This is a genomic window from Empedobacter sp. UBA1574 (assembly GCF_002322895.1).
GTDB classification, from domain to species: domain Bacteria; phylum Bacteroidota; class Bacteroidia; order Flavobacteriales; family Weeksellaceae; genus Empedobacter; species Empedobacter falsenii_B.
The window spans coordinates 1-14,303 of record NZ_DCOI01000007.1 but is presented as its reverse complement, the minus strand read 5'-3'; the positions used below and the strand labels follow the sequence as shown (position 1 = coordinate 14,303).

The 14,303-nt window shown below is 31.1% G+C and carries 12 protein-coding genes and 1 other RNA gene; 8 read left to right on the top strand and 5 right to left on the bottom strand.

Features of this window, described 5'->3' with window-relative positions; all coding sequences use genetic code 11:
- Positions 1-68 precede the first annotated feature (68 nt).
- Positions 69-938, bottom strand: a complete 870-nt coding sequence (locus B3578_RS01820) for an MBL fold metallo-hydrolase (RefSeq protein WP_291046730.1) — start codon at positions 936-938, stop codon at positions 69-71.
- Positions 939-1,056: 118 nt separating this feature from the next.
- Here B3578_RS01820 and gltX point away from each other — a divergent pair, with 118 nt between their 5' ends.
- Positions 1,057-2,565 carry a glutamate--tRNA ligase gene (gene gltX / locus B3578_RS01815; protein ID WP_221854737.1) on the top strand — a complete coding sequence of 503 codons (1,509 nt, stop codon included), beginning with the start codon at positions 1,057-1,059 and terminating at the stop codon, positions 2,563-2,565.
- Positions 2,566-2,618: 53 nt separating this feature from the next.
- Here the strand turns inward: gltX and B3578_RS01810 are convergent, their stop codons facing one another.
- The gene (locus B3578_RS01810) at positions 2,619-2,990 is read right to left on the bottom strand and encodes a DUF779 domain-containing protein (RefSeq protein ID WP_180905490.1); all 372 of its coding nucleotides are present in this window, start codon (positions 2,988-2,990) and stop codon (positions 2,619-2,621) included.
- Between the two features lie 28 nt (positions 2,991-3,018).
- Positions 3,019-4,524 (bottom strand): aldehyde dehydrogenase family protein, encoded by a 1,506-nt coding sequence (locus B3578_RS01805; RefSeq protein ID WP_221854736.1) that lies wholly within the window; start codon positions 4,522-4,524, stop codon positions 3,019-3,021.
- Positions 4,525-4,665: 141 nt separating this feature from the next.
- On the opposite strand from B3578_RS01805, the gene ssrA reads away from it, so the two are divergent.
- The 7 genes from ssrA (at position 4,666) to B3578_RS01770 (ending at position 10,927) form a co-directional block, all read left to right on the top strand.
- Positions 4,666-5,063: a transfer-messenger RNA gene (gene ssrA / locus B3578_RS01800) on the top strand.
- Positions 5,064-5,242: 179 nt separating this feature from the next.
- Positions 5,243-6,466: a site-specific integrase gene (locus B3578_RS01795; protein WP_291046723.1), complete on the top strand. Its 1,224-nt coding sequence runs from the start codon at positions 5,243-5,245 to the stop codon at positions 6,464-6,466.
- Positions 6,447-7,214: a Fic family protein gene (locus B3578_RS01790; protein ID WP_291046721.1), complete on the top strand. Its 768-nt coding sequence runs from the start codon at positions 6,447-6,449 to the stop codon at positions 7,212-7,214. The genes B3578_RS01795 and B3578_RS01790 overlap by 20 nt, the downstream gene beginning before the upstream one ends.
- Positions 7,215-7,367: 153 nt before the next feature.
- Positions 7,368-8,159 carry a hypothetical protein gene (locus B3578_RS01785; RefSeq protein ID WP_291046719.1) on the top strand — a complete coding sequence of 264 codons (792 nt, stop codon included), beginning with the start codon at positions 7,368-7,370 and terminating at the stop codon, positions 8,157-8,159.
- Between the two features lie 108 nt (positions 8,160-8,267).
- On the top strand, positions 8,268-9,728 hold the full coding sequence (locus tag B3578_RS01780; RefSeq protein WP_291046717.1) for a DUF3987 domain-containing protein: 1,461 nt from the start codon (positions 8,268-8,270) through the stop codon (positions 9,726-9,728).
- A 337-nt stretch (positions 9,729-10,065) separates the two neighbouring features.
- Positions 10,066-10,521 (top strand): DUF2846 domain-containing protein, encoded by a 456-nt coding sequence (locus tag B3578_RS01775; protein WP_291046715.1) that lies wholly within the window; start codon positions 10,066-10,068, stop codon positions 10,519-10,521.
- Positions 10,522-10,573: 52 nt separating this feature from the next.
- Complete coding sequence (locus B3578_RS01770) at positions 10,574-10,927, top strand: hypothetical protein (protein ID WP_291046712.1); 354 nt, start codon at positions 10,574-10,576, stop codon at positions 10,925-10,927.
- Positions 10,928-11,418: 491 nt separating this feature from the next.
- Here the strand turns inward: B3578_RS01770 and B3578_RS01765 are convergent, their stop codons facing one another.
- Both B3578_RS01765 and B3578_RS01760 read right to left on the bottom strand, forming a co-directional pair.
- Positions 11,419-12,525, bottom strand: a complete 1,107-nt coding sequence (locus B3578_RS01765) for a restriction endonuclease subunit S (protein WP_291046709.1) — start codon at positions 12,523-12,525, stop codon at positions 11,419-11,421.
- Complete coding sequence (locus B3578_RS01760) at positions 12,515-13,570, bottom strand: HsdM family class I SAM-dependent methyltransferase (RefSeq protein WP_291046772.1); 1,056 nt, start codon at positions 13,568-13,570, stop codon at positions 12,515-12,517. Before B3578_RS01760 ends, B3578_RS01765 begins: the two co-directional genes overlap by 11 nt.
- Positions 13,571-14,303 lie beyond the last annotated feature (733 nt).

Below are 14,303 nucleotides of genomic sequence, written 5' to 3'. Positions count from 1 at the left end.
AATGACAACACAAAGGTATGAAAATATTTTTCTGAATTTGTGAAATCATTTCGGTTATGAAATTGATTTTAAATTGAATCAAAAACTTCTGAAAATGAATAGGTTTGATCTAATCTAACCCCTTTTTCTGTTAATTTTAACGTAGCTAATTCGTTGACATGGTCATGTTCAAAAAACAAAATATATTCATTTTCGACTGCTTTTTGTAAAAACGTTCCTTTTTCTTCAACTGTTATTAAAGGTCGTGTATCAAACCCAATTACATAAATTAATGGAATATGCCCTACAGTTGGGATTAAATCTGCGATATAAACTATTTTTTTGCTTTTATATGTAATGATTGGTAACATTTGCTTTTCGGTATGTCCATCCACAAATAAAATACCAAAACCAAGTGGAGAATTTTCTAAAATTGATCCATTTTGAGGCAAATCAATCAAATTAAGTTGTCCACTTTCTTGTAGAGGTAAAATATTTTCTTTCAGGAAAGACGCTTTTTCACGTGGATTTGGATTTACTGCCCAATCCCAATGATTCGCATTCGACCAAAATTTTGCGTTTTTGAATGAAGCTTCTAAATAATCTTTCTCTTTGTTGTATTGAATTGCGCCACCACAATGATCAAAATGCAAATGCGTCAAGAAAATATCTGTAATATCATCGCGATGAAAACCATGTTTGGCTAAAGAGTTATCTAAAGTAGCATCGCCCCATAAATAATAAAAACCAAAGAATTTTGCATCTTGTTTAGTTCCGATTCCTGTATCAATCAATATTAATCGTTTACCATCTTCGATTAATAGACATCTCATCGCAAGGTCGATTAAATTTCTATCATCAGCAGGATTGGTTTTATTCCAAATCGATTTTGGTACAATTCCGAACATGGCACCGCCATCTAATTTAAAATTTCCTGTTTCTATTGTATATAATTTCATTTTTATGTGGTTTTATTTTGTTGAATTTTCGTTTTACGAAGATAAAAAATAGAATATTATTTAAAATAAATATCTATTATAGAATTGAACGACTTAAATTTGCAAAAATTTTGATACAATGGCAAAAGAAGTTCGTGTAAGATTTGCGCCAAGTCCAACAGGTGCGTTACACATCGGAGGAGTCCGTACTGCGTTATACAATTATCTTTTCGCAAAACATAATAACGGAAAATTCTTATTAAGAATAGAGGATACAGACCAAACACGTTATGTGGAAGGTGCTGAACAATATATTATCGATTCGTTGAAATGGTTAGGCTTAACTCCTGATGAAGGTGTTGGTTTTGGTGGAGATTTAGGTTCTTACCGTCAATCAGAGCGTAAAGAAATCTACAAACAATATGTAGACGAATTATTAGCTTCTGGAAATGCATATTATGCGTTTGATACAGCAGAAGAATTAGATGCTGCGCGTGTAAAAGCAGAAGAAAATAAAGAAACATTTATTTATAACTGGTCGACAAGAGGAAAGTTAAAAAACTCTTTATCGTTGACGGAAGATGAAACAAAAGCTTTAATTGGGAATGGAACTCCTTATGTAATTCGTTTCAAAATTGATGATTCTCGTACAGTTTTATTGGATGATATGATTCGTGGAAAAATAACGATTGATGCATCAACTTTAGATGATAAAGTTTTGTTTAAATCTGATGGAATGCCAACGTATCACTTAGCAAATATTGTGGACGATCATTTGATGGGAATTTCTCACGTAATTCGTGGAGAAGAATGGTTACCATCAATGGCTTTGCACGAATTATTGTATGATGCATTTGGTTGGGAAGCACCTCGTTTCGCACATTTACCATTAATCTTAAAACCAGAAGGAAAAGGAAAATTAAGTAAACGTGATGGAGACAAACACGGATTTCCAGTTTTCCCAATGGAATGGAAAACAGAAGAAGGAATTGCAAAAGGATACAAACAAGAAGGTTATTTCCCAGATGCAGTATTGAATATGTTAGCTTTATTGGGATGGAATTCTGGAACTGATCAAGAGATTTTTACAATGGAAGAATTGATTCAATTATTTTCATTAGAAAAAGTTTCAAAATCGGGTGCACGTTTTTCTCCGGAAAAAGCAACTTGGTTCAATCATCAATATTTACAACAAAAATCTGTTGAAGAATTATTACCATCTTTCGAAGAAGTTTTAAAAGAAAATGGAATCGAAGCGAATCCAGCTTTAGATGCAAAAGTGGTTGAATTGTTAAAAGAAAGAGCAAACTTTGTAAAAGATATTTACGAACAAGGTCAATTCTTTTATATAGCTCCTTCTACTTACGATGAAAAAGCAGCTAAAAAAGCTTGGAAAGATGATTCTAAAGAGATTTTAGGAAAATTTGTTGAAGTTTTAAATTCATCAGAATTTACTTCAGAAGTTTTACACGATGCAATGGCAGAATTTGTTACAACGCAAGAAATTGGATTTGGAAAAATCGGAATGCCTTTACGTCTTAGTTTAGTTGGTGCTTTACAAGGACCAGATGTTCCTGTAATTATGGCAACTTTAGGAAAAGAGGAAACGATTGCACGTATCAACAAAGCGATTGAAGTTTTAGGATAAAATTATTTCTATCATAAATAAAAAAGCCATTTGCAATGCAAATGGCTTTTCTGTTATAAATTGATTTTGACTTCGTCTAATTGATTAAGTTCTTCTTGAGAGAATATTCGATAATTGACTTTAAATGTTTTGCCAAGCGGAACTTCTAACGAAAAACCTCCTGCGCCAATCGCATCAATAACATCTAATTCGAAATGAGCATGTTTCCAATATTCGAACAAATCTTTGTCAATCCAAAATTCAACTCCATCAATTTCTCCAATGCAAACATCTTTGTATCGAAGATAAAATTCTCCTTTTCTGAAACATTGCGGTTGCGTTCCTTCACAGCAACCTCCTGCTTGATAAAGCATTAAATCGCCATGTTTTGCTTTTAATTCATTCAATAAATTAATCGCTTTTTCTGTTGCATCAACACGTTTCATTTTTTGAGATTTTTAATTAATTATTGATTTAGAAGAAACCTAATTTCTTTTTGCTGTAAGAAACTAACATGTTTTTAGTTTGACGATAATGATCTAACATCATTTTGTGGTTTTCACGTCCGATACCAGATTGTTTATAACCTCCGAAAGGCGCTCCAGCAGGATAACTATGATATTGATTAACCCAAACACGACCAGCCTGAATAGCACGTGGAACTTGGTACAATTGATGTGCATCACGCGTCCAAACACCAGCTCCTAAGCCATAAATAGTGTCATTAGCAAGCTCAATAGCTTCTGCTTCATCTTTGAAAGTTGTCACAGCTAACACAGGTCCAAAAATCTCTTCTTGGAAGATACGCATCTTGTTATTTCCTTTAAATAAAGTTGGTTTGATGTAATAACCTGTTTCGCATTCACCTTGTAAATGATTAGCGTCACCACCAGTTAAAACTTCTGCACCTTCTTCTTTTCCTAATTTAATATAACTTAAAATTTTGTCATACTGAATTTGAGAAGCTTGCGCACCAATCATTGTTTCAGGATCAAGAGGATTTCCTGCTTTAATCATATTTACACGTTCTACAACTCGCGCAATAAACTTATCATAAATAGATTCTTGAATCAATAATCGCGAAGGACACGTACAAATTTCACCTTGATTTAAAGCAAATAATACAGCTCCTTCAATCGCTTTGTCTAAGAAATCATCATCATGATCCATTACAGATTCGAAGAATACGTTTGGCGATTTTCCACCTAATTCTAACGTAACTGGAATAATATTTTCTGTTGCATATTGCATCACGAAACGTCCTGTAGCTGTAGATCCTGTAAACGCAGCTTTCGATACTTTAGGATTTGTCACCAATGCGCGACCTAATTCTCCACCAAAACCATTTACAATGTTAACAACTCCTGGAGGTAATAAATCTCCAATTAATTCGAATAAATATAAAATCGAGATAGGAGTAGATTCAGCAGGTTTTAAAACCACACAGTTTCCAGCAGCCAAAGCTGGAGCTAATTTCCAAACCGCCATCAAAATTGGGAAGTTCCAAGGAATAATTTGCGCAACAACACCAATTGGCTCGTGGATAATAATTGAAACTGTATCTTTATCTAATTCGTTGATAGAACCTTCCTCAGCACGAATTACCGAAGCAAAATATCTGAAATGATCGATTGCTAAAGGAATATCAGCATTCAATGTTTCACGAACTGGTTTTCCGTTATCGTAGGTTTCTACAGCCGCAACATTTTGTAGATTTTCTTCGATTCTATCTGCAATTTTATTCAAAATAATGCTTCGTTGTGTTGGCGAAGTTTGACTCCAACTTTTGAAAGCTTCGTGAGCAGCATCTACCGCTTTTGCTAAATCTTCTTCTGAAGAATGCGCAGCTTTTGTAAAAACTTTTCCAGTAAGTGGTGTTACAACATCAAAGTATTTTCCGTTTGTAGGTGGCGTAAATTGACCATTGATGTAATTGTCATAATGATCTTTGAATGTAGGTACATTAACTAAGTTTCCCATTTTATTAAAATTTTTGTGAATTGAATTTTTTCTAATTTATTCAAATTTGTTCAATAATTATGTTTAGAAAAAGTTAATTCTATTTGGTATAAAATTTGTATATTTGGCATCCGTCAATTATTTATTGACAATTTACTTTATGGGGCTGACTGGTTTTGACAGCAGGGCCAATGGGTAAGTAAGCATGCAGTGATAGGTTGTGTACTCACTTTAATCAGGCACTTCAACTTTTTAACTGGCAACGAAGAGTACGCTTTAGCTGCATAATTCTGAATTTTAGTAAGAATACGCCACGTCTATACTAGGTATAGAAGCTGAATGTCCCTCAAAAGCCTTGACTTACGGCGTTTGATACAGGGACACGGGAAAGTAAGAATAGAAACCTTAGTGCATCGGATAGGTTTTGAGATTTTAGATGATAAGCGGATGACAGAGTGTTTATTCTCAGGATTTCGTCGAAAATTAATAATAAACTAAGCATGTAGAAAGCTTATTTGTTGCTTGTTTGGACGCGGGTTCGAATCCCGCCAGCTCCACACAAACAACTTTTATAAACACTAAAAGTTATTAAACCCTCTAAAATAGAGGGTTTTTTTGTGTCCATACTTTTTGGAATTATATAAAAATCGGTGAAAAAACGCTATTTCATCCCCTAATTCATCCCCTCGTATATCAGCTTGAATCCCTCTCATAGAAAGGAATTTTAAAAAAATGATATATGATAAAGACAACATTTGTATTGAAAGAGCCAAAGAGTAGCTCAGAAACGATTATTTATTTGGTCATGCGTTGGGATGGTCTACAGATGAAAATCTCAACTAAGCAGAAGGTTAATCCGAAGTTTTGGAATAAAGACAGGTTAAAGGTCAAGGAAACCATTTCAGAAAAGAATCATCAACATATAAACAAAGAATTGGTTGAAATTGAAAAAGTGGCTTATAAGATGTTTAACAGTTTTACAGATACTTTCAAAAGAAAACCAAATTCGGAAGAGTTAAAGAATTTGATTGAACAGGAATATTTTCAGAATAATCCAATGTTTAAGAAAGTCGATAAGAAAACAATTTTAGATTATTTTGATGACTACATTGAGACTATAAAATCTACAACAGCTCATACCACAGTTCAAAAGTATAAACAAGCCAAAGAAAACTTCAAAGTTTTTCAGAAGGATAAGAAGCGTATTTATAATACTGAGATGATTGATTTGAAGTTTAGAAATGAATATGTAGAGTATTTAATCGAGACAAAGAAGTATGCTCCGACTACTGTTTATCGTAAAATGAAATTTTTGAGAACAGTTTTATATTTTATTGAGAATTTAGGTATCAAGGTTAATCCATTTTTGCATAATAGTAGATTTTTAACAAAGGATATTGAAGTAGATAACATTGCTTTGAGTGAAAATGAAATAGATGAAATGGAAAGATTAAACTTATCTAATAACAAAAGATTGGAACAGGTAAGAGATTTGTTTTTAGTTGCATGCTATACAGGTCAACGATTTTCAGACCTCAACAAAATAAATCAATCAAACATTATTGACGATGAGTACATAGCTATACGACAGCAGAAAACAAATGAGCAATTAACTCTTCCATTGCTGAAAGTTGTAAAAACAATTCTTGTAAAGTATAGTTATAAACTTCCGAAGATATCTAATGTCAAGTTCAATGAGTACATCAAAGAAGTTGCTAAACTATGCGAAACACTCAATAAGCAGTACAACGGTGACAATAAAAAAGTGAGATGGCAGATGATAAGTAGCCATACAGCAAGAAGAACCTTTGTAACGCTTAATTATGGAAAAGGGGTTGATTTAGATACGTTGAAACTTGGTACAGGACACAAGCAAACTAAAACCCTACAAACATATATAAAGATGAACGATAAGCAGAAAGCAGATTTGTTGAGGTCGAAACTTGAACCAAAAAGAAAATAAAATTATGAAAAATAGATTTGAACATTTAGATGAATTAAAACAACATCTTAACAAGCTTAGGAACTTACAAAGCGATAAGGTTACGAAGGCTCTTGATATTGAATATACGTATGAAAGTAATAGGATAGAGGGAAACTCTTTGACACTACAAGAAACAGCTCTTGTAATTGAAAAAGGTTTAACGATAGGTGGAAAGTCTTTGAATGAGCATTTAGAAGCAGTTAACCATCAAAATGCAATTGAATATATCAAAGACCTTGCAAAGCAAAATGAAACAATTACGGAAAGAGATTTATTACAAATTCATTATTTAATTCTACAAGGAATCAACAACGAACAGGCAGGAAAATATAGAAATTTACAAGTATTGATTTCGGGAGCAAAGCACGTTCCACCTCAACCATATTTAGTTCAAAAGGAAATAGAAAGTTTGTTTTTATGGTACAATGACAATAAAGACAAATTACACCCTGTTGTATTAAGTGCCGAAATGCACGAACGTTTAGTAACTATACACCCATTCATAGACGGAAACGGAAGAACCGCCCGCTTATTAACGAATTTAATCTTATTACAAAATGGTTTTCCAATTGCAATTTTAAAAGGCGATATTGACAGTCGATTAAAATACTATTCTGCTTTAGAAACCGCACAAGTAGAACATAATAAAGAGTCTTTTATTAATCTTATTATTCAAAATTTAGAAGAAATGTTACAACGAATGATTAGAATATTGGGAAACTTGTAAACTTGTAATTTTTGTAAGAAGCTACTATGGTAGATTACAGGCTCAGGAGATAAAGAAGAGGTTTTATATAGTAAAACAATCCTGAGCCTTTCAATAATAATATTTAAACTACTATTTTTACAATAATACAAAAGTTACAAAAAATACATAAAAATGGAAGTATTCAATCTTTATATTATCGATCATTGTAAATGTGGAAAAGAAATTAATTATAAAAAAAATGGAAATGACGATTTTATACAAAAAGTATTTAATAAAGATGTTTTAGAGTCAACACTACTAATACAATGGGGCTACACTTCTTACAAAATACCTGCTATTATCGATAATCTTTTAGCTTTGTTGTTAAAAGAGTATAATCTTTCAGAAGATATAGAATTTTACAGAAGTTTAGGAGTTTATTTTAATTATCAATTTATAGAGGGGTTAAATAGAAAAGAGCATAAAGCAACATATGATGAGTTTAATTCTATAGATGGAGAGCTTTTAGACTTAAAAAAATTCTTTATTACATTAAAAGAGGACTTGACCAAACAAGAAGGTCATATTCCTATTGACTTATTTGATTCAATAAAGTTTAATCCAATCTATGGAAAATCAAAATCTATCAAAAATGCTTTCGTTATTACTATGTTAATAAATTTTTTAGAATCTGGAATTGATGAGTTTTTTGATACAGTAGTTTTAGATAAAAAAGGATTTGTTAAATATGGTACAGATGTTAAAGAAGAATTATATGTTTTATTAAACAAGAGATTAGGAGATATTGATTTAAAAGCCAAATTTATTGGTATTTTTTCACACCTTTTTCAAATACCTGTTATTGCAAAAGATGTAGCATTTACAAAGTTGGAGGAAGGAAAAGATATTGATGAATATATAGATAGTGATAGTGAGAAATCAATTCGTTCAGCTATTAAAAGAAGAGAGAAACTAAATCAGTAAAAAAATAGCAAAAGTTTAGTTTCAAAGTTCTGTTTGGATCATCTCTAGATTTGTCAAAGAATTCAGGAAAACAAAAAATTAAACTAAAAACCTGAATCATTATAAATTATGAGATTAAATCATATTAAAACGCCCCTAGGAAGTTGGGCTCAAACAGGATTAAGTAGCTATGACTACAGTTTTAGTGAAGAAGTTAATACTAAGGAAGAGCAAACTTTACAAACCAAGGTAGTAGAAACTACAACAGAAGAAAAACATTTAACAGAGAAGGATGAAACTGGTAATGTTCAAGAAGTAACTGAGCTTTTAAAAAGTGAATTAGAAGTTTCACAAGAAAAGGAGGAAATAACAACAGAGGAGGTTACATTTGAAATACCTGATGATGGAAAATTTCCACAGGAGGTGTTTGACTTGGCTCCTGATGTGTTAAAACCTTTATTAGAAACCTTTACAGGGCGAGAGAAGGATATCGTTCTCCTCTCAAGTTTAACACATCTTAGTGCAATTTTCCCAAAAGTATTTGGCTATTATAGAGATGAGTTGTTCTTTCCAAATCTCTACTTATTTGTTATTGGGCAAGCAGCTACAGGTAAATCTAAGTTATCGATTGGAGAGAAAATTATTCAAAAAGTAAAAGAAGAAATTCTAACAAGAAATTCTAACTTCTTTATTCCAGCGAATAACAGTAGTTCAAAATTACAAGAAAGTTTATCAAATTCGTTCTCGGATGGGAGTTATATTCATGATAACGAAGCTGATACTTTATCTTTTGTATTAAAGAGGGAGTGGGGAAACTACTCAGAGATATTACGTAAAGCATTCCAACACGAACGCATTAGTATTTCTCGTAAATCTTATCCAGAAATTATATGTGATACTCCGAGATTAACGGTGGCTATTTCAGGAACTGGAGAACAACTAAAACCATTGATACAATCAAGAGAAAATGGGTTGTTCAGCAGGATTATGTTCTACACCTATTCAGAAAGATCAAAATGGAACGATGGATCTTACGTAGGTAATCGTAGACAAGAAATTAATAATCTCAACGAGTATATATTCAACGTATATGAGGTTGTTAATTCTTTAGAGCGTGAATTTTATTTAAACGAGGAGCAACTTGCAGATTTTAATAATTTCTTTGAAGGTTATTTTAACGCTGTACAAGACATTGATGAAAATCTAGTAGATATTGTGTTGCGACAAGCAATAATGATGTTTCGTTTGATGATGATCTATACTGTTTTGGAGAAAATCGAAGAATTTTCTGATGAAATGGATAGATTTGAATGTTCTGACAGAGCTATTGATTTTATAAAAGTTATTCTGCCTTACTTACTAAAAAATTCTTTAGATACGGCTAGTTTATATGACAAATCAATTGATTTGAAGGCTTCTGAGTCTGAAATTTTAGAATTGCTACCTCAAAATTTTAGAAGAGGAGAAGCGGTAAAAATTGTCGTTGAGAAACTTTCGGTTTGTGCTAAGACCGTAGATAATACATTAAAAAACCTGCTTGTAAAGCGTTTGTTGAAAAAGTCGGGTAAGGTGTACTCAAAACTTAATTAGAAAATAAGGAGGTTTTTTTACCTCCTTATTTTTTACAAATCAAAAAACAACAACATAGGTTAACAAAGCAATTTTTGTTTTATATTTGTCTCAATAACATATCGTAAAACTAACGTGAAGCGTTAACGAAAATCTTACCTATAGGAATCTGGTAAATTCAAAATGAGGAGTAAGGTTAAGTTGATTCTCATGTCCTTTATAAATAAAGGGCGTGGGTTTCGCTTATCTATGCCTCAAGGCTTACCAGAGCCCCTATAGATAGATAAGAGTTCCGAGCCTACGCTTTCTTTTCTAATCTAAATTATCTATTTAGGCTCATTAGATATTCAAATTATAAATGCAAAAAATTTTTATTCTATTTTCTGTAATATTATTTACAGTTAGTTGTAGTTCTACAAAACAATATGTAGAATTTACACATGGGAAAGAGTTAGCAAATAATGAAGGAAGAATTTATTTAGTAAAACCTTCATTTGCTGGTTCAGCAGTAAAAGTTGCAATCTTTTGTGATGATATTCTTATAGGCAATGCTACAAATGGAAGCTATCTTTCTTGGGATATCAAGGAAGGAATGCATACTATCGGAAATACTCAATTTGCACATGCAGGTGCAACATTAGGCTCAGGAGTAGGAGAAGATATTCTTAGAGTAAATGTCAAAGCGGGAAAAATTTATTATGTGAAGGTTACACCTAAATTTATGGGTGGATTTAATTTTGAAATTTTAAGTAAAGAAGATGGAGAAAAAATAATAAAAAATCGTAAAAAACCTACATTAAATTATATTGAATAGATATTGTTTTGATAAAATTAGGTTCTTATATAAATATTTATAATTTAAACGAATGAAGAATATTATTTTACTAATCTTATTTGTTTTTACTCCATTGGTAAAAGCACAAACCACATCTTGTCAAGATGTTTATGAATTTATCTTAGATAAAGGCTATAAAGCAAACTCTATTAATTTGGCGGTGTACTCTTCGTCAATGCTTGTAAAGGTTGAAAGATATACTTACGATGGAAAGAATTTTGTAGTGGGATTTATTAAACAAAATGATTATGATTCAAAAGGAGCACCATATCTTTTTTGTGGAGTTTCTAGTTATGATTGGAGTTCATTCCAATATAATTACCTTAGCTCAGCAGGAGAAGCTTTCCATAAATATATTATGCCTTATAAATGTAATTGTAGATAATATTAGGATTAATCAGTTTTAATAAATATAAACCTCAGCTAAAAATTAGCTGAGGTTTTTTGTATTTGTAAAAATTGTACACTTTGTAACTCTGTAATCTATGTAATAGTTAATCAATATATCTTCTATTTATATGTAAGCACAGGAGGATTAAAAAAGGTAATGTAAAATATAATTAATTAAAAATCAAAATACATATATAAAATAATAAGCTTACAAGATTTACAATGTTACAAAAAGTACAATAACTGCAAATTCAACAGATATCTCTTTTACATCTCCTGAGCTTGAAAGCCATCTTGAAACTTAAATATAAACAGCGGACAAAATCTATATTAACATAACTTGTTGTTATAGTCGCCTACGGGCTATCGGGGACAAGCCCACTATAACCAAATTATGTTAAATATATTTTGAGAGTTGTTTGATTTATTAATTTCCAACTAATATTTAACTCTTTTATCTGGTCAAATTATTGTTAATTTTTTATATTATATTCTATCTCCAAAAGGTAAAGATTTTATTATATCTTCCATTAGTTCCCAGTTAGGTACAAAACCTTTCTCAGAGTATATTTTTTTCTTATCTATACAAGCTTCATTTCCGTTTTTTTTAATAGGAAGTTTAACCGTAAAATCTTTCCTAATATGCGAGTTTAATTCTCTACCAAAAGCTAAGTATTTTATCTTACATTCATTTCGGATTAATGTAGAAATAAATAATTTAGTGTGAATTGATAATGGTTCTTTTTCTTGTAATATTGCTACATTTTGAGCAGTATAAAAAGGTTCATTTTGAATAAAACAAGAGCCTAAAAAACTTCCTCCTAAAGATACAGACATTGAACCAGCTGGAAATGCAATTTGCCCAGGTATCTCATCTACAACTCCAACAACTCCATTTCCATTGCTGTCACGAGATACATAGTTATATTTTGGGTCAAAATCTGTAGTTTTGTTTGAGTCAATACCATTACCCATTGAAATATTAAAAAGTTTATGTAATAAAAACTCTTCCCAATGTAAATTATGTAACTTATCTTCATTGTTAACTGTAATTTTAGTACTAATAGGTTTACAATTAAGATTTTTAGTAAAGTTTTCCATCAATATCCAATCAGGTTTGCCGTTTTTCGTAGCAGGTAGAAAAATTTTAGAATTTTTCATTCTGTCTGGTCTCCATTTTCTACCATACCCCCATTTGTATCGATCTTTCATAATTATTGAAGCAACAAATAAACCTGTATACATATTGAATTCTCCATCAATTCTGTATAAAGGATTAACATCATGACTACAAGTAAATTGATTTTCTTGATAGTAAGCATAACCAACGGATCCATTATTTGTCACACATATAGCTTTGCCACGGAAAATCTTTCTTTCTATTGACTCGTTAGGTTCTTTTCCTGTTTTGGATGCCGATTCTATCTCGTCTATTGTATAATACCCTGTAACTCCATTGTTGCTATCGGTAGCTCCTAAAAATGGGATTGTTCCCTCACCTGATGACTCAGGTTTTTTGTTATAGAATCCTTTTTCAATTTTGAAAATTTCTGGAAATTCAAATAATTTCCAGTTATCAGTATTAATTTTCATAAATATATCCTTCTTTTACTAAGTGTGCCAGGTATGAGTTGATTACATTTTGAAAATCTTTTGTTTCCAATTTTGTATAATCTGTTTCCATATATGCTTCAGCCAACCATTCATCACTCCAATTAACTTTTTTCATAACAGATAAACCAGGTACTTTCTTTTTGTTTTTATATAGGTCAAGCCATAATTTTTCAGTTTTTGCCCAAAGACTATTTCCATTTTCATCTGTCATTTCTATCCTACCGAGTCCCTTTCTTTTTGTAAAGTTGTCATCTCTATAATAACCAAAAAATGTTTCTTTATTTGATTTGTCATGTTTTTGAGATAAATCAAATACCATACATACAGCTACAGCTGCCGCTCCAGGATAGAATATTTCAACAGGAAGTGAAAAAACAGCATCTAATGTATAGTTATCTAACATTTTTTTCTTGAACTCTTTTACTTCCTTACTACTTCCTATAGCTGCTTGCATAGGAAGTAGAACAGCCATTTTACATAAAGGAGAAGCTTTTTTAGCTACCCATTCAACGAAATGAAATCCTTTTGATGGATCTTCTTTTTTATTATTATCCCAAACTTCAGTATAATCTGGATTACAAAACTTTTTTGTAGCATTATAGGGAGGGTTCATAAGTACGACATTTATATTGTTATCTTCAATCCACTTTCCTCTATTAAATAGTGAATCTTGAACAACATTTGAATTCCCATCACCATGTATAAGCATATTTGTAGAAGATAAACCAAATGCTCCAGCTTCATATTCGATACCAAAAATTTGTTCTTGCTTTACTTTTTCACGTTCATCTTCTGTATCGCAGTCATCCATTGCGTCTGTCATAGCTCTAACAAGAAAAGCTCCACTTCCGCAACATGGATCTAAAACTCTTGAATGTTTATTGACACCAACTACTTTACTCATAAAACTACAAATATGGTCAGGAGTAAAAGCTTGATTTTTATCAGATTTACCTACATACTTATTAAATGTTGTAAAAAATAAATTTAATAAGTCCTGACCAGCGGTATTTTTATCATTAATGAAAGGAATAATATTAATATCAATAAATTTTAGAATATCTAGTAATTCTTTATAAGTGAGACTTTGTACATCTTGATCGTCTAAAACTTTGTTATTTAAGATAGCTAGTTTACTTGCTTTATTAATACTTCCATTTTTCGTTAGTAAACCTTCTAAAATATCTTTTATACTATTTATTATAACAGCCTCTTCCTTTAAAGGTTTACCTGTTTTAGGGTTGATTGTTTCTTTAATATTTTCATAAACTAATCCATTTTTTAAAGCTAAAAGGCAAGTTCCTACAAATTGACTTCTTAATTTTTCATTTACACCATTAGAATGTAACTTTTCATTAAGAGTTTTTATGGAATCTATAACTTTAATCTTATCATTTACTTTACCAAAGCATATTTCTTCATACTCTTCAAATGTTTTTAGTTTTGTTTCTTCTTTTATAATATGTTCATCATCAATTATTACAGATTGACCATACCATACCCAAATATTATCACCTTCTGTTTCTGCTAATATTGCAACAATTTTTTTATCTGAATAAACTTTCTCATAACGAACATAATTTTGTAATTGCTGTTGAATTTTTATCTTATCCCATTTACTGAATTTGTTCTTAGTTTCTACTAAAATTGCTAATCTTTCATTTTCAAATCTTATATCAAGATATTGATTTTGTTTTCCACATGTGTAATCTTCCCTAAAAAACGGTACGTTTAAAAATATAGTTTATTAACTTAGG